Consider the following 18,388-nt stretch of genomic DNA (forward strand, 5'->3'; position numbering starts at 1 on the left):
CGCGGGCTGTAGACCCTAGACAAAGAGGTAAGGGAACAGCTTTTTTCGTTCCGCTTCCGAAAGGTTTGAGACTCTTTCTATATTGGTGTCTGGGATCGACTCTGGATCTGGGTAATGTTTCAGGGCCTTCTCCATGCTCTCTTCACGGATAAGGTGGAATATTGGATAAGGCGCTCGGTTAGTCAGGTTCTCATCGTCTTCTGGATCTGCACCACCAAAGCAGTAGTTTGGATGGAATGTCGCCACCTGATAGATCCCTTCCCAGTCTTGCTGTTTAATCAGAGCCTCGACCCAGTCGATGAAAAAGTTGTAGTCCATAAAATCAGACAGCATGTCAGGGACAACAACTAAGGTCGTTTCAAGCTTCTCTGGTTCACAACTGTGTAACTCAACCAGCTCAGTAAGAATATCTTCAAGCAACGCTTCCTCGCGAGTGGCATGGCTGATGGCGATCTTAATTTGCTTGTTGCGGTTGGGTTTGGCAGCAAAAGGGCACAGATTGAGACCAATAACGACATCTTCCAGCCATTGAGTGACCTGCTGGTGGATTTGTTGATCTTTTGAATTCGACATTGCTCGGACTTCTTTAGGCAAATTTTGGCGCAAGCCTACCACATTCAAAACGGCAATCCCAAGTGTACTAACCTTCAACCAGCTTTTTTGCTCAAATGCATCATTGAGTCTGATTTGAGCCTTTCAAACCCTTTCAACTTGTAACACAGCAAAAACATAGCGATATAGAGACCGCTTCCCCCAAGAATGACGCTTCCCCAGCCACCGTGTTGCCAGCAGTAAATCAATAGGAAGCCGCCTAAGCTTCCACCTATGTAATAGTGAACAAGATAGAGAGCAGTCGCGGTCGCCTTGGCGTGTTTGGCTCTTTGGCTTACCCATCCGTACGCCAGCGAATGTACGAAGAAAGCGCCAAATCCTACTAGCAATAATCCCGCAACCAGCGCTGAGGTAGAATCGACGTAGGCGAGTAGCATTCCTGAAGCACTGATGACTGTACCCAATACCATGCCTGAAACACTGCTAAAGCGTTTACGCCAGTTGCCACTCAGTCGCGAACTGATGGTGCCCGCCAGATAACAAAGGAAAATCATAGAGACGATCCCGACAGGAAGCTCATAAGGAGGTTCAACTAACCTGAACGCCGCCACACTGTAGAGATTAACGAACAACGCGAAATTAACGCCACCGAGTAACATCGCAAGCAGTAATTCTCGATTTTTAAGATGTTTTAAAACGCTACGGTTATGGTGGAAAAACAAACCGGGCTGAGGTTTAAAGTGTTTTTGAGGTGGCAATAGCTTTAACACCAAAATGGCTGCCAATAAGCTGAATATCGCCATTCCAATCACCGCGGATTGCCAGTCAAAATACTGAGTGACTAATCCTCCAAATAAACGACCTGCAATCCCGCCAAGAGAATTGGCGCTTACGTAGGTGCCTATTGCCAATGCGAGTGCCTGAGGTGAAAACTCTTCTGCCATGTACCCAACCGCAACCGCTGCATAGCCAGCCAGTGCAAAGCCCATTGCTGCTCGTGAAAGGGTAAGAGTAAGCAAGCTTTCAGAAGTTAATAGTGTTAAGCCCACGAACGGAAGCAGAAATAAGCTAATAAGCATCACTTTTCGGCGACCGATCTTTTCCGACAAGACCGCCCAAGGAACTAGGGAAAACGCAAGAGCAAAAGTACCTGCAGCTAAAATCCAGTTAACCTGTGTGGAGGAGACACCGAAATGATCTGCCATCAGAGGCAGCATAGGCTGAAACAGGTAGAGGTTGTTAAATACAATGAATGAGCCAAAAGCTAATGCGAAACTCACAGAACGATAAGAAGGGGAATGGGTATCTATCATGCGGACTTACTCTGAAAAACGTCAAGGAAAGACTAGCAATCTGTACTCTATAGTGAAAATATATAAAAAATATCACTGCTATATCTAAAATATATGGAAAGCAAACCTCTTCGCTATTTTGTTGCTGTTGCTGAAACCGGCAACGTTACTAAAGCCGCCGCCAAACTGAACATTGCTCAGCCAGCCCTGAGTATTGCCATCAAAAAGTTAGAAGCCGAACTGGAACTCTCACTGTTTCATCGTGATGAACGCAAGCTTGCATTAACTGATGAAGGCAGAGTGCTTCTGCCTTTCGCAAAAGGGATATTGCAGCAACTCAACGACGCAAAACTGGCCATGGAAGAGCTGAAAGGGCTGGAAAAAGGTGAAGTACGATTAGGCGTGCCGAGCATGATGGGGTCTTATTATTTTCCCGAGATATTAATGGCATTCAAAGCATCGTACCCCAACTTAAAACTGACCATCGTTGAAGCTGGGACGCAATCTGTTCGGAAGATGCTCCTAAACGGAGAGCTGGATATCGGTGTGGTGATCAATGAAAACGTGCCAGATGTTTTAGACGTCGACCCTATATTTCGGTCGCAAATGGTGGCTGTCGTCGGGGAGCATCACCCTTTAACGACAAAAGAATCCATTTCTTATCAGGAGTTTTTTGAACAGGAACTGGTGATGTTTAAGAAAGGTTACTTTCACCGTGATTTTATCGATGAAATCTGTGAATCCAATCAGTTGAAGGCGAAGTTTTCGTTTGAAAGCAACCTACTCACCATGATTCTTAAAATCGTTAGGCAGGAGTTTGCAGTAACTGCGTTACTTGAACTGGTGACAGACAATGAAACGGGCATCAAAGGGATTCCGTTTTCAGAGCCTGTCTACTTAGACCTTGCTATGGCATGGCGAAAAGGCGGGTATTTGTCTTTAGCCAACCGGACGTTTATTGAGTTTGTAAAACAGAATAGCCAAGGGTGAGAAACTTAAGATTTGTACATCTTTTCAAAGTTTTTCAGGTTCCAGCCAATCATCACCTGATCGCCTATTTTTAGTACTGGTACTGAACGTGCGCCGATGGCATCCAGCTCTTTTCTTCCTCTCTGCATCTTAGCGTTGCACAGGCGGTATTTTATTCCCTTCGAATCAAGGTATTGCTGTGCTGATTTGCAGTGAGGGCACTTATCTTTAATGTAGAGAACAACGCGTTTCATAACTGTCTCTGGCTTGTGGAAAGTTCGGCATTCTAACGGATTTGCGCCGTTTGAAAAAGCAATGAGTAAAAACTCATTGAAACCGTATTCTCCTGTCCTCTGCTTAAGAAAACATCTCACTTACAAGATCTTTTACTACTATTAAGAAAAAGTAGTGTGAATTCCGTCACCAATTAAAAACATTACTATTGACGGGGTTTTTAGAGTGAATGTTGTCTCTTTGGGAGGAATGTATGAGTTCAAGTCAAGGCGTTCAAGCTGATCCAAAAGCCTTAATGGAGTTACACGATTTAACGGAGACAGACCTCGCTCTGATCCGTAAATTTGGCAAAATCATGACCCCAAAAATGGATGAGTACGTACGCCATTTTTACACCTGGCTTGAAACGCTGCCGGAATATAAGCAGTTTTTCAACGACAGCAGTCGCCTCAATCGGGTTCAGAATCAGCAACTACGCTACTGGGAATCCTTCTTCGAAGCCGATATCAATAACAAATACATAGCAGAGCGTATTGCATTGGGGGAAGTTCATGCGCGGGTTGGGCTTTCTCTTCCTACCTATTTTGCTGGTATGAATATGTCGCTCGTCATTTTCACCAAAAGAATGTACGACGGTAGCTTATACAGCGATGAATACAGCGCTTTGGTCACGGCGTTCACTAAACTTCTTCATATGGACACCACCATAGTAGTGGAAACCTACTCAAATCTGATCAACCGACGTATTTCGGAGCAGAGTGAAGCGCTTCTTGCCATGTCCACTCCAGTAACCATGATCTGGCAGGACATTCTAATGTTGCCAATCGTGGGGATCATCGATTCAAAACGTGCTCAGGACATCATGAGTGCGGTGCTCGGAAAAATAGCCGATGCACGCGCCAAAATCTTCATCATGGACATCTCGGGTGTTGCAGTGGTAGATACCGCTGTCGCCAATCACTTCATCAAAATTACTAAAGCGACACGCCTTATGGGGTGTGAATGTCTTGTGTCTGGTGTCTCTCCGGCGATAGCCCAAACCATGGTGCAGTTGGGAATAAACGTGGGTGAAGTCAGAACCAACGCAACGCTAAGGGATGCACTGGAAGAAGCATTCAACATAGTCGGTCTGGACGTCCAAGACAAAGCTAGCTGAGGGTAGACATGGAATCAGCCATTACCATCAATAGTCTGGATTCAACACTCATTGCCTCAATTCAGGTGGATTTGACCAATAACGTACTGCTGGGATTTCAGCAGCAGTTATTGGAACAGATCCATAAACGTTCGGTTGATGGCGTGTTACTCGATCTTTCGGGCGTCGGAACATTAGACAGAACCAATTTCGAGCATTTGAGAAAGATCATCGATTCGGTGGGAATAATGGGAACAACATGCGTTCTGGTCGGGCTTAGACCCGGGTTGGTATGCGCTTTGGTTGAGCTAAACGTGAATACCGATGGTCTTCAAACGGTGACGAGTCTTGAACAGGGTATCGAGCTCATTAACCAGCGCCGGACAGGAGGAGCTTAATGGGAGCATTTCTAGAGCAATCTCAGGACTATCGGGAAGAAGTCTACCATGTGTCATCCGAGTCTGAAGTCATGACGGTCGTGATGGCTTCCTACGTAATGGCGAAAGAGGTTGGTTTCAACGACGTTGAAGTCAACGAAATCTCTACCAGCGTTTCAGAGCTTGCCATGAACATCGTGAAATATGCAAACCATGGGGACATCTTCCTGCATGTTATGAACAGCTCGACCAAAAAAGGGCTAGAGATTCGCGCAGTCGACAAAGGTCAAGGTATTGAGGACATCGAACGCGCACTCAAAGACAGTGAAAGTACGTCTGGAACGCTTGGTCTGGGTTTGCCCGGTGTAAAAAGAATGATGGACGAATTTCACATTGAGTCTTCCAGTAACGGGACACAGGTGGTGGCGAGTAAATGGGTGCAATGAGTCCTTTTAGTTATAGCGTCAGAAGCCGACCTTTCTATGGCGAAGTCGTGTGTGGTGATGGCTCGGTCATTCTCGAAAGTGATGAAGGATTGTTTGTCGCGGTAATCGACTCGCTAGGGCATGGTCAGCATGCAGCGAGCTTGTCTCGCAAGATTGAAGAGTCGATTCAAAACGAGAGTTCGTTTGACCTGAAATGGCTTCTGAACAAGTTAAATGAAGAATTTAAAGGCAGTATTGGCGCGGCAATCACACTGTTTACCCTTAACCGGGCAACAAAAACCTTTGAGTGTGTAGGTGTCGGAAACAATAGCGTCAGGGTTTTCTCTAAATCAACGATGAGTCTTGGCTCCCAGCCGGGTATCGTGGGCGAAAGAATCCCAACGCTGAATCCATTTTCCGACCGTTACGTTGATGGAGATATGTTCGTACTCACCACAGACGGAATCAAGGAACATTTTGATTTGTCCGAGTGCCCGACGTTGAAGTACGAAACTGCCGATAGCGCCTCTGGCATCATCATGGAACGTTTCAGCAAACGGCATGACGATGCAACGGTAATAGTAGTTAGGTGCAGCGATGAATGAAATTGGATTACTGACAATAGACGGTAGCGACGCCAGTTTGCTTCTGGCGCGCAAAAAAATCACTAGCATATTAAAAAGCAGTGGCTATACTCCCGTCGAAGTCGATATGTGGGGCTTTAAGTTCTCACAGCTTCTTAGAGTGGTGAACGAGAACTACGCGCCCGTCACATTCAAAATTCTGGCGAATGAAGCTTCGATTCGGTTTGTCAGTGACACCATTGAACAGGAAATCGATTTTAATCTCATTTCATCTGCCCGAATTCCATTTAAGCATTCTGACTCTCTCATTGAAATCGAACTTAAAGCCAAAACCCCATTTGATTTATTTGAACTGGATTTGTTGGAACGCGAGCTTTCAGTAAAAACCGTCGAAGAACTGATGGTTGATTTACAGGCTAAAAATGCCGCCCTTGCTCACCATCAGGAGGGTTTAGAGAAAGAGATCGAATCGCAAACACTGGATCTGCAAAAGTCAGAAGAACTCTCCCGAACCATTGTCGACAGTGCACCAATAGGTGTGATCCTGCTTAACAAAGATTGCCAAATCATCAGTTGGAATAAGAACGCCGAGGAGCTTTATGGCTACACCGCCGATGAAGCGTTGGATCAGCCTATTAAGCAACTACTGAACATGGAAGGCGAAAGTCGTCTGGACGATGTTCTTGGTGCCAAGCTTGACTTACAGGTACAGCAAAGTCTTGCGGGGCAGTTTTTTGAAGTTGAAACCAAAGACAAATTTGGGCGCTTGGTTCCCGCTGAAATAGGCATGACCATTTTTCAGCTTGGCGACATATGTCAGGCGACATTATTTATTCGTGATATTACCGAGCGAAAACTCTCGGAGCGGGAGCTAAATGCGGCGATGGCGAAAGCCGAAGAAGCGGTCGAAGTAAAATCCATGTTCCTTGCCAATATGAGCCATGAAATTCGTACACCAATGAACGCGATTATTGGTATGGCACATCTTGCCCTTAAAACCGACATGTCGCCAAAGCAGAGAGACTACGTTTCGAAAATTCACAGTTCGGGCACGTTGTTACTTGGCATCATTAATGACATTCTCGATTTTTCGAAGATCGAAGCAGGCAAGCTCGAAATGGAGAGCATCGAGTTTACCTTAGATGACGTTTTCCGAAATGTGTCGACCGTAACCGGGCAAAAAGCGTTTGAAAAAAATCTTGAGCTTCTGTTCCACATCCCACGAACGATTCCTCAGCAACTAATTGGTGACCCACTGCGTATTGGTCAGGTGATCATAAATCTGGTGAACAACTCGGTTAAGTTTACAGAGCAGGGGGAAATCACAGTATCCGTAGACTTGCTTGAGCAGATTGGCGACCGCATAGAACTGGAGTTCACCGTTGCTGACACGGGCATAGGGATGACCAGAGAGCAATCCAGTCGACTGTTCACCGCATTCACTCAAGCGGATGGAAGTACCACACGAAAATATGGCGGAACTGGGCTTGGGCTTTCCATATGTCGCCGACTGGTAGAGCTAATGGGCGGAACCATTCGGGTAGACAGCGAACCTGATGAAGGAAGCCGGTTTGTTTTCAATGTGTGGTTTGATCTGGCAGATCAAATTGCAAGCAGCAAAGACCGCTTAACGGCTTTACGCCCGGATATGCTGGATGAGCTAAAAGTGCTTATTGTAGATGACAACCGACATGCGGTAGAGATCATGTCTGAAATGCTCGAAACATTGCCGATTCAGCCAGAGGTGGCACACAACGGTAAAGAAGCGTTCGATATGGTTGAGCAACACATCAAGGACGAAAACCCGTATTCACTGGTGCTGATGGACTGGAATATGCCGGAACTCAATGGCATTGAAACCGTATCTATGATGCGTGACAGCATTGGCAACGAGAGCCTGCCTAAAGTGGTTATGGTGACGGCCTATGACAAAGACGAAGTAAAGAAAGCATCTAACGACATTGAAATAGCAAATTATCTGACTAAGCCTGTGAGCCAGTCTTCATTGTACGACTGCCTGATTGAGTTATTTACGGATGTGGACAGAGCGCTTGAAATAGCAGAGGAAGTCCGCTCTGAAGATAACGATGAGTTTAAAGGTTTGCGAGTTCTGTTAACGGAAGATAACGAAATCAATCAGCAGATTGCGTTCGAACTCATGTCGGGCAAAGGAATGGAAGTCACGATTGCAAACAACGGGAAAGAAGCGTTGGAGCATCTGTCGGAGTCCGGGGAAGGCGAAGTACCATTCGACATTATGTTTATGGACTTACAGATGCCGGTCATGGACGGATACGAAGCGAGTAAGAGAATTCGTTCGAACTGTCGTTATGAAGACATTCCACTGATCGCCATGACGGCTCATGCCATGGTTGAGGAACGTGAACGATGCCTCAATTTAGGCATGAATGACCATATATCTAAACCTATTGACCCGGAGACTCTGTACCAACTTATTCGCAAGTGGGTTGGTAATAAAATAAAAGAGTTACCGAGCCCCCCACCAGAAGCTGTAACTGAACCTAAAGAAGAACAAGAGGTTCAAACGGTTGAACCAGCACCGATCGTTAATGAGGTAAAACGTGAAAATCGCACCTTATACGACATGGATGCTATCGACTATAAAAATGCATTGCTACGCGTTGGAAGCAATGAAGCCTTGTTTAAGAAACTTCTTGGTCAGTTGATCAATAAAGAGTTCGATTTCCGCAAGCGCGTCGAGATCATGATAGAGAAAGGGGATAGCGCAAGTGCATCAATGGCTGCCCATACTCTTAAAGGTTCTGGTTCGAATATGGGATTAATGAGGCTGTCAGACATGGCTTCCCGATTGGAAGTGCTGATAGAAAGTGAAAAGCCAGATGAAATGAGCGTTTTACTCAATGACATCGACATCTACATTCAAGATCTTTTCCCTGAGCTGTCGAGCGTTATTGGGCACGAACTGCCGACCAAAAAACAAGAAGTAGATGCCAATATTCTAGGAAGGGCACACAAGCTTGATGAACTGCTGCAAAACTTTGATGCAAGTGCCATCGACTTTCTGGAAGAACATCACCACGATTTTGAGGCGGTATTAGGTGGCGAGGAATTTGAACGCTGCTGCCAGCTGATCCACGACTGTGATTTTGACCAAGCAGCTTCCATTCTCAGGAGCTTGGTGAATTTATACCCTTTGGACATGGGTAAAGTGCAAGGAGCCTAATGTTGTTTAAGCAGGGTGACAAAAAGACAATTCTGATTGTCGATGATACAGCTGAAAACCGGACTCTGATTACCGGTTTGCTTAAAGACGACTATCGAGTGCTTGCGGCTGTCAGTGGTATGCAAGCTCTGGAGTTATGCGAACGATTCAACCCGGACATGGTGTTACTTGACATCATGATGCCTGTAATGGACGGGTACGAAGTCTGTTACAAGCTTAAAAAGAACCCAAAAACGGAATCGATTCCCGTCATCTTTCTAACCGCAAAATCGCAGATTGAAGATGAGCAGAAAGGGTTTGATGTAGGGGCAGTGGATTACATCCTGAAACCCATTAGCCCGCCGATTCTGCTTGCTCGCGTGCAGACTCACCTCAAGCTCAAGTTCGCGATGGAAAGCCTGAAAGAGCACAACGATGTTTTGGAGCAGCGAGTTAAGGAAAGAACCGAGGAGCTGGAATTGCTTCAGGATGCGACGATACTGGCGATGGCATCGTTAGCGGAAACTCGGGATAACGACACAGGAAACCACATACGACGCACGCAAAAATATGTGAAGATTCTTGCCGAAACCATGGCTGAATCCCCTAAATATGCCAGTAAACTGGACTCTGAAACCATCGAAGCCTTGTATAAATCTGCGCCTCTGCACGATATAGGAAAGGTCGGCATTCCAGACAATATTCTCCTCAAACCCGGTAAATTGACCGACGAAGAATTCGATATCATGAAAGGGCACTCCAAGCTTGGTGGCGACACTATAGATGCGGTTGAAAAAACCTTGGGAGTGACCTGCGCATTTTTACAGCATGCTAAAGACATTGCTTATTACCACCAGGAAAAATGGGATGGCTCAGGTTATCCAGACCATCTGGTTGGTGAAGATATACCATTAAGCGCAAGGTTGATGGCTGTTGCAGACGTGTACGATGCGCTTATTTCTTCAAGGTGTTATAAGCCGCCATTTCCTCACAGCAAAGCCGTCGAGATCATAGAATCTTCATCCGGCTCCCATTTTGATCCGGATGTAGTAGAAGCTTTCAGACGGGTAGAGCAGACGTTCGATGAAATAGCTCACCGGTTTGCCGATGAGCCAGAAGAAAGGTCAGAGAAACAAAACTGACGTTAAATTTTATAGGCTTTGAGCAGCAGAAATAGGGATTTCACTGCCATTTCTAACTGGTCATACGCTTTGGCTTTCCCCAGTACCCTGACACCCTGAACCTGAGTCAGGAGTAGCGACGCCAAGGCTTTTGCATCACTTTTATTGTCAATTTGTCCTTTTGACTGCGCGTTAATCAACGCTTTTTCAAAGTTACTCAGAAGCAAGTCAAACACACCTTCTCCACGATTTTTCACCATATCGTCGGTTCCGCCATGCTCAATGAGCGCATTCTGCAAAAAACAGCCGCTTTTCTGATCTTTTTGAATACTGGCAAAGCGGGTTAGGAATTCTTCTATAGTTATTAGGTCAGCATCTTCTTCAAGAAGTGATTTCATTGAAGGGAACGAAATGTTGTCCAGGTAGAAATCCAGAGCGGAATAGTAAAGTGCCTGTTTGTCGCCATAGGTGTTGTAAAGGCTAAAACGGTTGATACCTAGGGTATCGACCAGATCCGCTACCGATGTATTGGCATAGCCCTTTTCCCAAAACAGGGTCATGGCTTCAATGAGTTTTTCTTGTTTATCAAAGTTACTTTTTCTAGGCATAGTTTCTCTCACTTCTTGCTCGACGGAGTATATCAGCTTTGAAAGAAAAATTTAATACTTGACCGATCGTTTAGGTTTCTTTTAAAGTAAATCTAAACGAACGTTCAGATAAAGGAACAAAACAAAATGAAACTCTACGAAACAGCAATGACTCCTAGCTCGCGTCGCGTAACTATCTTTATGAAAGAGCTGGGAATTGAGATGGAAAAAGAACAGCTCAATGTAAGAGCAGGCGATAACCTGACACCTGAATATCTGGCTAAGTCGTTAAACGGTAAGGTGCCTCTACTTGAACTGGATGGCGGCGAAGTGATCTCGGAGAGTGTGGCAATTTGTCGTTATTTGGATGCTGTTACAGAAAACAACAAAGCTCTATTTGGTAAAGATGCACTTGAGCAGGCTAACGTAGAAATGTGGCATCGTGTCATGGAGTTTGAAGGTCTGTATGCCGGTTTTCAGGCGTTTCGAAACCTGACAGGCATCTACAGCGATCGCGAGACGTGTGTTGAAGCCTGGGGTGTGGAGTCTAAGAAACGTGTAGAGAGTTTTTTACCAAAACTTGAAAAACGTTTGGCGGAATCTGAGTATGTTGCGGCAGACCACTTTACAATTGTAGACATCACTGGTGCTATCTTTGTTGGCTTTGCGGCGAATGGATTAGAGATTGAAGTATTTGAATCTTACCCAGCAATTAAGAAGTGGTTTGATAACGTTTCTGCACGCGAATCATTCCAGCAATAACGAGTATTCTTAATTCGTACACTGTGAGCCTCTTGATAAAGGGGCTTTTTTAAATGCTCTTTTTAGGTGTAGAATGCCTGACGTTCCAGCCGGGAAGAGACAATGAACACTCAGCTCCAGTACCTTCAGGGATACCCTGAACACATTCTCGATCAGATTCAGCAGCTCATAAATCAGGGTAATCTCGGACCCTGGCTACAAAAACGCTATCCAAATAACCACAACATCACTTCTGACAAAGCGCTTTTTGAATACACCATGCAATTCAAGAATCGATATCTTAAGAAGTCAGCGCCTTTAAGCAAAGTGGTGTATTGCAAGAAGATCCACACGGTCAATCATGCTCTTGGGCTTCATACCTACGTATCAAAGGTTCATGGTGGCAAGATCAAATCCAAGAACGAAATTCGCATAGCGACTTTATTTCGAAATGCACCCGAGCCGCTTTTGAGGATGCTAGTCGTTCATGAGCTTGCACATTTAAAAGAAAAGGAGCACAACAAAGCGTTCTATCAACTCTGTTGTCATATGGAGCCAGACTATCACCAACTAGAACTGGACGCTCGCTTGTACCTTACTTATCAAGAACTTTCTTAACAGGAAAATCGCTTCGTGCCTTCAAAAAGCCAGTCCAAAGCCTCTGACAAGACGGCTAAAACAAAAGTAACCAAGAAACGCTTCGGAGCGTTACATAAAAGAAACCCTCATAAGGGCAAGTATCACTTCCCGTCTTTGTGTAAAGCATCTCCAGAGCTGCAGAAGTTCGTAATTAAAACGGTTAAGGGTGACGAATCGATAAACTTTTCTGATGAACAGGCTGTGATTGCTCTGAATCGAGCTTTGTTAGCCAAGCATTACAGTGTCACAAAATGGGATATTCCCAAAGGCTTCCTTTGTCCTCCACTACCGGGAAGGGCTGATTACATTCATCATATTTCTGATCTTCTAATCAATGTGCCAAAAGAATATGAAGTGACGGGGCTGGATATAGGTACCGGAGCAAATGGCGTCTACCCAATAGTTGGAATAAGCCAGTACAACTGGGTGATGAGAGCGACTGATATCGACTCAAAATCCGTAGCGAACGTGAATAAGATTGCCGACAGCAATCCATCGTTAAAACGTAATCTCTTGGTGGAACTGCAAAGCGATCCAAAGTGCTATTTCAGAAACATTCTAAAACCGGATGAAAGGGTAGATTTCACTATGTGTAATCCTCCGTTTCATAAGTCACTTCAGGAAGCCGCGAAAGGCACGGAGAGAAAGCTGAAAAACCTTTCACAGAACCGAGCAAAGAAAGGGAGTGAGCTAAAGTGCACGGCATCGAAACTCAACTTTGGTGGACAAAAAGCAGAACTATGGTGTCCGGGTGGAGAAGAAAAATTTATCCGTAACATGGCTTTTGAAAGTAAGCACTTTGCTAAACAGTGCCTGTGGTTCACGACTTTGGTTTCTAAGAAAGACAACGTTCGACCATTACGAAAAGCGCTGGAAAAATTAGAGGCTCATGAAGTGCACATCGTGGAAATGACGCACGGTCAGAAGATCACTCGGTTTGTTGCCTGGACGTTTCTGGATGAACACGAACAGGCAAACTGGTTTGTATCCAAATAGCTCACATGACTGAGTTTACTTGGGTATAATTACGTTCCCATCGAAAGTGCAGTCATCAGTAGGATCGGAAGAGTGAAGATGCTGAAGAAATTCGCGAACAGAACCATAGACGCAACATTTCTTGGCTCGACATTGAATCGCTCGGCAAACAGATAGTTCATTACGGCTGGTGGCAGCATGGTAAATAACACCATCATCTGCATTTGCATCGGTGGAAGCGGAACAAAGTGATAAATTATCAGGAAGGCGACGAGCCCGGTCGCTAGTGATTGTAGTGAACACATCACACCCGCTTTCAATCCCGCCAATTTCATATGACACATTTGAGAACCAAGCGATAGAAGCATTACAGGAACGGCTGCTTGGCCGAGCAACGAAGTGGCGTTGTAGACAGGTCGCCACAACTCAATTCCCGACAGGTTGAATGCCAGTGCCAACGAAGCCGCGATGAATACAGGCATTTTAATAATTTGTTTGAACGGGTTCCCATCACTCAGCAATGCCAGCCCAACACTAATATGGGTGCTGGCTGACATAACAAATAGCAGTACCGCTGGTGCTAGTGCCGTATCGCCAAACGTATAGGTAAATAACGGGATAGCCAGATTACCACTGTTGCGAAACATGTGGGGTGGTGCCCAGGCTTTGTAGTTCAGATTCAGAACTTTACAGACAGGAATCATCAGGATTCCCGGGACCAGAATGGCAATCAGGGCAGCACCAATCAATGGCAGTTGCTGCGCATCTAACGACATGGTTGCCAAGGATGAAAATACTAACGAGGGTGTAAACACATCCATATTTATTCGGTTAATGGGTTTAAAGTCGGGTTTAATGAATTTGGCAACGATAAAGCCAACAAAAACCAGAGCGATAACCGGAAAAATAATGTTAACGACCTGCTCGAACATTCGCATCCTTGGGAAAATTGGTGTTAAGAGGTGAACAAGTTAGCAGCGATCTTGAATAAGGTCACTGAAAATAAGAACTGATGGGTTAAAAAAAGAAAGCTCAGGCGCCCGCAGTGTCCTGAGCTTACAAAATAAACACCGATGGGTGTTTAGTAAAAGTAGGGAAAACCGTTACGAGCGGCATGATTTGTTCATATATTTCACATTGCTGTAACGGGGTTAACAATACCTTATCGACTGTGTGGGTCTTATTGATCTACATCAATATCGTATTGAGTGTTTTATTAGACAAAGGTCTAATGCGAACAAGAAATAATAAGGATTTGTATTCGTTCTGAGCTCACTGTTTGTGCCACAAAACGAGTAACTGATTGAAAACTGGGAGTCAAAAGAAATAAAAAGGGATTACATTAGTAATCCCTTAATTTATAGTTAAAAACTGATCATTCCGAACAAACTTCGATGAGTTCATCATTGCCAGCATTCAAATATCGACTTTCCAAAGTGTGTTTCGGTAGCGGATAACTGCGAAGAAAGCCTTGTACATAACGACAACCATGAGATTCAATCATTGAAAGTTGCTCCTCTGTCTCTATACCTTCCGCAATGAGCGTCATACCCAGAGCGTTGCAAAGGGAGACTGTTGCTTTAATGATGGTTTCACTTCCTTTATGACACTTATGGACAAAGCTTTTGTCCAGTTTGATGGTTGAAATCGGAAGTGCATCCAACACCGAAAGAGAAGAGTAGCCAGTGCCGAAATCGTCGAGATAAATCCTAACCCCCAGATCCACGATGTCATTTAGCCACTTACCGCATTCCTCATGCTTCAAAACCATGGCAGATTCCGTCAGTTCAAGAGCCAGACGTGTTGATGGAATCTGATAGTAATTGAGCATGGTTTCCAGCTGCTTGCTGAGTGAATTGTTGACCTGAATTTGAGAGATATTCACGCTCATGGTGAAATTTTTCGGGAGAACGTGTTTCCACTCTGCTAACGTTTTGCATGCTTCATTCAAAACCCAATTGCCAATTTCGATGATCTGCCCGGTTTCTTCTGCGAGTGGAATAAACTCTTCTGGTGGTACGTTACCGAGCTTTTCATCTTCCCAGCGCAGAAGTGCTTCAACACCAACCATGGTATCTGACTGAGTTTCCAAAATGGGTTGGAAAACCAATGTAAACGCTTTTCTTTCTATCGCGTGAGAAAGTCGTTGTCTGACCAATACTTTTCGGTTGAGAGTGCTGGAAAGGGTAGGAGAGAACAATTCAAAGCGATTGCGACCTTCATTTTTAGCCTGATGCATTGCCATTCCAGATTGCTTTATAAGTGTTTCAACATCCTGGCTGTTGGTTGGATAATGGCTGGCCCCCATACTGGCAGTAATGGAAAGGTCGCCAATCCGATTAATAGGATAGTGATTGGCAACTAGGTGAATGATCTGCCCCAGTGTAGAAGAGACCTGATCAAGACCTTTTTGCGGAAACAGGAGTACAAACTCATCGCCTCCAAATCTGCCTAATATGCACCCATCAGGCACACACTGCTTCAAACGCTGAGTCACGGCTTTTAGGAGTTCGTCACCTACCTCATGACCGTAGGTATCGTTTATCAATTTGAACCCATCGAGGTCGAGAAAGGCGAGTGTGAAGGGAATCTGCTGAATGGTGTGTTCTGATATAACATCTAACATGCCACGACGATTGTACAATCCGGTGAGGTAATCGTGACAGGCATTGAAACTGGCTTCTTCTAATCGCTGTTTCTTTTCCGTTATATCGACCAGAGTAAGTAGCAACTGGTTCTTGTCAAACAACCATTGTGCGGTCACATCGAAGTGATGGGGTTTTCCATCCATGTCATAGCTAATTTCTTCTTTAATTTCCTGCTTCATAGGTGCGGACTCTAGCCATTCAAAAGCTCGGATTTTTGAAGAAAGTAAATCACCCAAGGTGTAAAAGCTGGTTGCAAACGTGAGTCGAAATGCTTCATTGGCGCTGACAAGGTTGCCTTTGTGATCAAAAAGAAGTGAGAGGCTACCGCCTCCAGAAAATGCGAGATCACGTTTAAGACTGTTTCGTTCCGCCACAACTTCAACCAGCATGGCAGTTTTACCTGGGGCTATTTCGATTCCTGAAAACACGCAAAGCGCGCATTTGAGTTTGCGTTTCGGCGTAAAACTCCACCAGGTACGCACTTTTTCGTTGTTGTTGAACTTCTTTCGATATTGTTCCAGTGTGGCTTCGACGGCCATCGACATTGAAGAGCGGAGGTTTCGTTTCTTTAACTCGTCGAGAGAGTCGCTTTCCCACAAGACCAGCGCCGGGGAATTCGCCCAGACTATTTGCTTGCTGTCGAGATCAAATATCCATATCGGGTTATGAAGTAATTCAAAGTCTTCATATTCTCGCATGTACTACGCCTGTTTCTTTGGATTCTTACTGGAGTAATCGATTTCACCATTATTGACTTGAATGCTATGCCCGATCCATATGCACTAATTTGATTATTTGTCGCAATATAAAATCTATGCCTGTGTTGCGTCGCAGGATAAGCAAATAATTTTTAGAATCCGCCAAAGTTAGTAGTTAATTGTAGAGATCAAACCAATCACGGCAGATCATTCTTTTTCTGTGCATTTCTATATTTTCGATTTGTAGCACATGTATTTGTAAGCTTATGTAAGCATCTGATTTCACAGGAAAGAGTGCGGTATTTATAAAGTTTATTACCGACCTCGAGACGAAAAATCTACTAGATAACTTTTTGAGCTAAATAGTAAATATCGCTCTATTAAGAAGGTAGCTTCGTTTTCAATGGATTTCTAATGTAATTAAAGCAGTCGAGTTTTAATAACCCAGTGTTTTTGTGGTCAATATGCGTCTTTTTAATCGACTTAGTATCAATATTCAAAAAGTCTCATTCGTTGGTTTGAGTTTCACTAATTTTGCGTCTATAGAAATATGAGAGCTATTCATATAAATGACATTAGATTTTGCTAAACAAAGTGTTACCCCAAAAAAATCGAAATAGAAATATGATTCACAACTGAGGTTATTATGCGCGTAAATCAACCGGTTACACAAAAAGAAGTCATGTATCCACCCAGCTATAATTTGCTGTCAGTAACTTCAACAAGCAGTCACATCACTTATGCCAGTAAAGAATTCTGCGAAGTCGCTGGATATAAGCTGGACGAGATGGTTGGTCAGCCGCACAACATGGTCAGGCACCCGGACATGCCGCCCGAAGCTTTCAAAGACATGTGGGAACACCTCAAACAAGGTAAGTCCTGGATGGGGCTGGTTAAAAACCGCTGTGCTAATGGTGACCATTATTGGGTAGATGCCTTTGCATCACCAATCAAGGAAAACGGAAAAACCGTTGAATACCAGTCTGTAAGACTGTGCCCAGCACGTAATCATGTTGATAACGCAGAAAAAATATACGCACAAATTCGTGCTGGTAAAACGCCATTTAAGCTAAAGCTTCCAAGAACACGATTGTGGCAAAGAGCCACCATGTACTTTGTTCCCGCGACCATCCTTTCTGCAATTGCTAACACTTTTGTTCCAGGCGTTGGCGTCTGGGCTTTGCTTCTTCTTGCAATTGCGTCGGTGTATTCCCTAACCAGAAGGTTGGAAGCGTTATCTGAGGAATCTCGCAAAGTCTTCGACAACCCACTGATGGAGTTGGTTTACAACGATCATATTGATGACATTTCGGAAATTAAGCTGGCTCTTAAGATGAGGCAGTCAGAGCTCAATGCCGTAGTAGGGCGCATACAGGATTCGAACGATCAGATTGGTGAAGCGGCGCAGTCCTCTTCCAATAACTGTGAAACCACTGCATCTAACCTCGAAGGGCAAACTGCAGAAACTGAACAAGTCGCTGCTGCTGTTAACCAGATGCACGCAACGGCAAACGAAATTGCAGAAAACGCGCAGAGCGCATCAGAGGCAACAGCTAACGCAAATACGGCTGCAACGGAAGGGCTTGGCGCGGTTAGCCAAACGAAGGACGCAATTTCGAAGCTGTCTGCTCAGTTGGATGAAGCGTCTGGTTTGTTCTCCGAACTTGAAGCTCATGGTAAAACCATTGGCGATGTGCTGACCGTGATTCAGGGAATCGCTGAACAAACCAACCTGCTGGCGCTGAATGCGGCAATTGAAGCGGCACGTGCTGGTGAACAAGGACGTGGGTTCGCAGTCGTTGCAGATGAAGTTCGTACACTTGCACAGCGAAGCCATGAATCGACAGAAGAGATTCAGTCGGTGATTACCCAGATTCAGTCCAGTACGCAAAGTGCTGTTAACGCAATGCAAGAAGGCAACAGCCTGTCTAAACAATGTGTAGATAGCGCAGAAATTTCCGGTAACAAGCTGGACGTGCTGATGGGTCAAGTCTCAGACATTTCAGATAGAAATAGCCAGATTGCAACAGCAGTAGAAGAGATGGCAAGGGTAACAGAGGATATGAACTCAAGCGTTCAATCCATCAGTGAGGTTTGCTCCGCGACGAATATTCTAGCGAGCGATACGCGAGATGAATGTGAAGGCTTGGTAGCTAACCTTGATTCGCAAGGTAAGTTGGTAAGCCAGTTCAGACGTATCTAGGGTCGGCAGACCTTACTTTTCGTT

Annotated in this window: 17 protein-coding genes; 11 read left to right on the forward strand and 6 right to left on the reverse strand. The window is 44.8% G+C overall.

The features are described from left to right. Window positions 1-15: 15 nt before the first annotated feature. Both INR79_RS08860 and INR79_RS08865 read right to left on the reverse strand, forming a co-directional pair. Window positions 16-573 carry a DUF1415 domain-containing protein gene (locus INR79_RS08860; protein ID WP_223096897.1) on the reverse strand — a complete coding sequence of 186 codons (558 nt, stop codon included), beginning with the start codon at window positions 571-573 and terminating at the stop codon, window positions 16-18. A gap of 74 nt (window positions 574-647) precedes the next feature. Then, window positions 648-1,865: an MFS transporter gene (locus INR79_RS08865; RefSeq protein ID WP_223096899.1), complete on the reverse strand. Its 1,218-nt coding sequence runs from the start codon at window positions 1,863-1,865 to the stop codon at window positions 648-650. Between the two features lie 93 nt (window positions 1,866-1,958). Between INR79_RS08865 and INR79_RS08870 the strand changes: the two genes are divergently transcribed. After that, window positions 1,959-2,834, forward strand: coding sequence for a LysR family transcriptional regulator (locus tag INR79_RS08870; RefSeq protein WP_223096900.1), 876 nt, complete (start codon window positions 1,959-1,961; stop codon window positions 2,832-2,834). Window positions 2,835-2,839: 5 nt separating this feature from the next. Here the strand turns inward: INR79_RS08870 and INR79_RS08875 are convergent, their stop codons facing one another. Beyond that, a complete protein-coding gene (locus tag INR79_RS08875) occupies window positions 2,840-3,067 on the reverse strand; it encodes a glutaredoxin family protein (protein ID WP_004401025.1) in 228 nt (75 codons plus the stop codon). 233 nt (window positions 3,068-3,300) lie between these two features. Between INR79_RS08875 and INR79_RS08880 the strand changes: the two genes are divergently transcribed. Genes INR79_RS08880 through INR79_RS08905 form a run of 6 tightly spaced genes read left to right on the forward strand, consistent with a single transcriptional unit; the run spans window position 3,301 to window position 9,894 of the window. Next, the gene (locus INR79_RS08880; protein WP_022550586.1) at window positions 3,301-4,203 is read left to right on the forward strand and encodes a protoglobin domain-containing protein; all 903 of its coding nucleotides are present in this window, start codon (window positions 3,301-3,303) and stop codon (window positions 4,201-4,203) included. 8 nt (window positions 4,204-4,211) lie between these two features. Continuing rightward, window positions 4,212-4,580: an STAS domain-containing protein gene (locus INR79_RS08885; protein WP_223096901.1), complete on the forward strand. Its 369-nt coding sequence runs from the start codon at window positions 4,212-4,214 to the stop codon at window positions 4,578-4,580. Then, the gene (locus tag INR79_RS08890; protein ID WP_223096902.1) at window positions 4,580-5,005 is read left to right on the forward strand and encodes an anti-sigma regulatory factor; all 426 of its coding nucleotides are present in this window, start codon (window positions 4,580-4,582) and stop codon (window positions 5,003-5,005) included. Before INR79_RS08885 ends, INR79_RS08890 begins: the two co-directional genes overlap by 1 nt. After that, entirely contained in the window at window positions 5,002-5,589 is a 588-nt protein-coding gene (locus INR79_RS08895; protein WP_223096903.1) for a SpoIIE family protein phosphatase, read from the forward strand. Before INR79_RS08890 ends, INR79_RS08895 begins: the two co-directional genes overlap by 4 nt. Then, window positions 5,582-8,773 carry a response regulator gene (locus INR79_RS08900; protein WP_223096904.1) on the forward strand — a complete coding sequence of 1,064 codons (3,192 nt, stop codon included), beginning with the start codon at window positions 5,582-5,584 and terminating at the stop codon, window positions 8,771-8,773. Before INR79_RS08895 ends, INR79_RS08900 begins: the two co-directional genes overlap by 8 nt. Then, a complete protein-coding gene (locus INR79_RS08905; protein WP_004407755.1) occupies window positions 8,773-9,894 on the forward strand; it encodes a two-component system response regulator in 1,122 nt (373 codons plus the stop codon). Before INR79_RS08900 ends, INR79_RS08905 begins: the two co-directional genes overlap by 1 nt. 2 nt (window positions 9,895-9,896) lie before the next feature. Here INR79_RS08905 and INR79_RS08910 read toward each other — a convergent pair whose 3' ends face one another. Further along, window positions 9,897-10,481 (reverse strand): TetR/AcrR family transcriptional regulator, encoded by a 585-nt coding sequence (locus INR79_RS08910; protein WP_022550592.1) that lies wholly within the window; start codon window positions 10,479-10,481, stop codon window positions 9,897-9,899. A 126-nt stretch (window positions 10,482-10,607) separates the two neighbouring features. Here INR79_RS08910 and INR79_RS08915 point away from each other — a divergent pair, with 126 nt between their 5' ends. From INR79_RS08915 to rlmF, 3 genes are all read left to right on the forward strand, one after another. Further along, window positions 10,608-11,222, forward strand: a complete 615-nt coding sequence (locus INR79_RS08915) for a glutathione S-transferase (RefSeq protein ID WP_223096905.1) — start codon at window positions 10,608-10,610, stop codon at window positions 11,220-11,222. A 102-nt stretch (window positions 11,223-11,324) separates the two neighbouring features. Next, window positions 11,325-11,819, forward strand: a complete 495-nt coding sequence (locus INR79_RS08920) for a M48 family metallopeptidase (RefSeq protein WP_004407760.1) — start codon at window positions 11,325-11,327, stop codon at window positions 11,817-11,819. Between the two features lie 15 nt (window positions 11,820-11,834). Beyond that, window positions 11,835-12,836 carry a 23S rRNA (adenine(1618)-N(6))-methyltransferase RlmF gene (gene rlmF, locus INR79_RS08925; RefSeq protein ID WP_223096906.1) on the forward strand — a complete coding sequence of 334 codons (1,002 nt, stop codon included), beginning with the start codon at window positions 11,835-11,837 and terminating at the stop codon, window positions 12,834-12,836. 29 nt (window positions 12,837-12,865) lie between these two features. On the opposite strand, the gene INR79_RS08930 is transcribed toward rlmF, so the two are convergent. Both INR79_RS08930 and INR79_RS08935 read right to left on the reverse strand, forming a co-directional pair. Then, a complete protein-coding gene (locus INR79_RS08930) occupies window positions 12,866-13,747 on the reverse strand; it encodes an AEC family transporter (protein ID WP_004407768.1) in 882 nt (293 codons plus the stop codon). Between the two features lie 443 nt (window positions 13,748-14,190). Further along, complete coding sequence (locus INR79_RS08935) at window positions 14,191-16,161, reverse strand: EAL domain-containing protein (RefSeq protein ID WP_223096907.1); 1,971 nt, start codon at window positions 16,159-16,161, stop codon at window positions 14,191-14,193. Between the two features lie 646 nt (window positions 16,162-16,807). On the opposite strand from INR79_RS08935, the gene INR79_RS08940 reads away from it, so the two are divergent. Further along, the gene (locus INR79_RS08940; protein WP_223096908.1) at window positions 16,808-18,364 is read left to right on the forward strand and encodes a PAS domain-containing methyl-accepting chemotaxis protein; all 1,557 of its coding nucleotides are present in this window, start codon (window positions 16,808-16,810) and stop codon (window positions 18,362-18,364) included. Window positions 18,365-18,388: the final 24 nt, after the last annotated feature.

Origin of the sequence: Vibrio sp. SCSIO 43132, assembly GCF_019904195.1 — a bacterium.
GTDB classification, from domain to species: domain Bacteria; phylum Pseudomonadota; class Gammaproteobacteria; order Enterobacterales; family Vibrionaceae; genus Vibrio; species Vibrio nigripulchritudo.

What these genes read in the sequence shown, in the direction of transcription:
- INR79_RS08865 (WP_223096899.1), bottom strand. Translation starts at nt 1,865, where the DNA reads ATGATAGATACCCATTCCCCTTCTTATCGTTCTGTGAGTTTCGCATTA.
- INR79_RS08885 (WP_223096901.1), top strand. Translation starts at nt 4,212, where the DNA reads ATGGAATCAGCCATTACCATCAATAGTCTGGATTCAACACTCATTGCC.
- INR79_RS08910 (WP_022550592.1), bottom strand. Translation starts at nt 10,481, where the DNA reads ATGCCTAGAAAAAGTAACTTTGATAAACAAGAAAAACTCATTGAAGCC.
- INR79_RS08875 (WP_004401025.1), bottom strand. Translation starts at nt 3,067, where the DNA reads ATGAAACGCGTTGTTCTCTACATTAAAGATAAGTGCCCTCACTGCAAA.
- INR79_RS08900 (WP_223096904.1), top strand. Translation starts at nt 5,582, where the DNA reads ATGAATGAAATTGGATTACTGACAATAGACGGTAGCGACGCCAGTTTG.
- INR79_RS08895 (WP_223096903.1), top strand. Translation starts at nt 5,002, where the DNA reads ATGAGTCCTTTTAGTTATAGCGTCAGAAGCCGACCTTTCTATGGCGAA.
- INR79_RS08870 (WP_223096900.1), top strand. Translation starts at nt 1,959, where the DNA reads ATGGAAAGCAAACCTCTTCGCTATTTTGTTGCTGTTGCTGAAACCGGC.
- INR79_RS08860 (WP_223096897.1), bottom strand. Translation starts at nt 573, where the DNA reads ATGTCGAATTCAAAAGATCAACAAATCCACCAGCAGGTCACTCAATGG.
- INR79_RS08940 (WP_223096908.1), top strand. Translation starts at nt 16,808, where the DNA reads ATGCGCGTAAATCAACCGGTTACACAAAAAGAAGTCATGTATCCACCC.
- INR79_RS08905 (WP_004407755.1), top strand. Translation starts at nt 8,773, where the DNA reads ATGTTGTTTAAGCAGGGTGACAAAAAGACAATTCTGATTGTCGATGAT.
- INR79_RS08890 (WP_223096902.1), top strand. Translation starts at nt 4,580, where the DNA reads ATGGGAGCATTTCTAGAGCAATCTCAGGACTATCGGGAAGAAGTCTAC.
- INR79_RS08880 (WP_022550586.1), top strand. Translation starts at nt 3,301, where the DNA reads ATGAGTTCAAGTCAAGGCGTTCAAGCTGATCCAAAAGCCTTAATGGAG.
- INR79_RS08915 (WP_223096905.1), top strand. Translation starts at nt 10,608, where the DNA reads ATGAAACTCTACGAAACAGCAATGACTCCTAGCTCGCGTCGCGTAACT.
- INR79_RS08920 (WP_004407760.1), top strand. Translation starts at nt 11,325, where the DNA reads ATGAACACTCAGCTCCAGTACCTTCAGGGATACCCTGAACACATTCTC.
- INR79_RS08935 (WP_223096907.1), bottom strand. Translation starts at nt 16,161, where the DNA reads ATGCGAGAATATGAAGACTTTGAATTACTTCATAACCCGATATGGATA.
- INR79_RS08930 (WP_004407768.1), bottom strand. Translation starts at nt 13,747, where the DNA reads ATGTTCGAGCAGGTCGTTAACATTATTTTTCCGGTTATCGCTCTGGTT.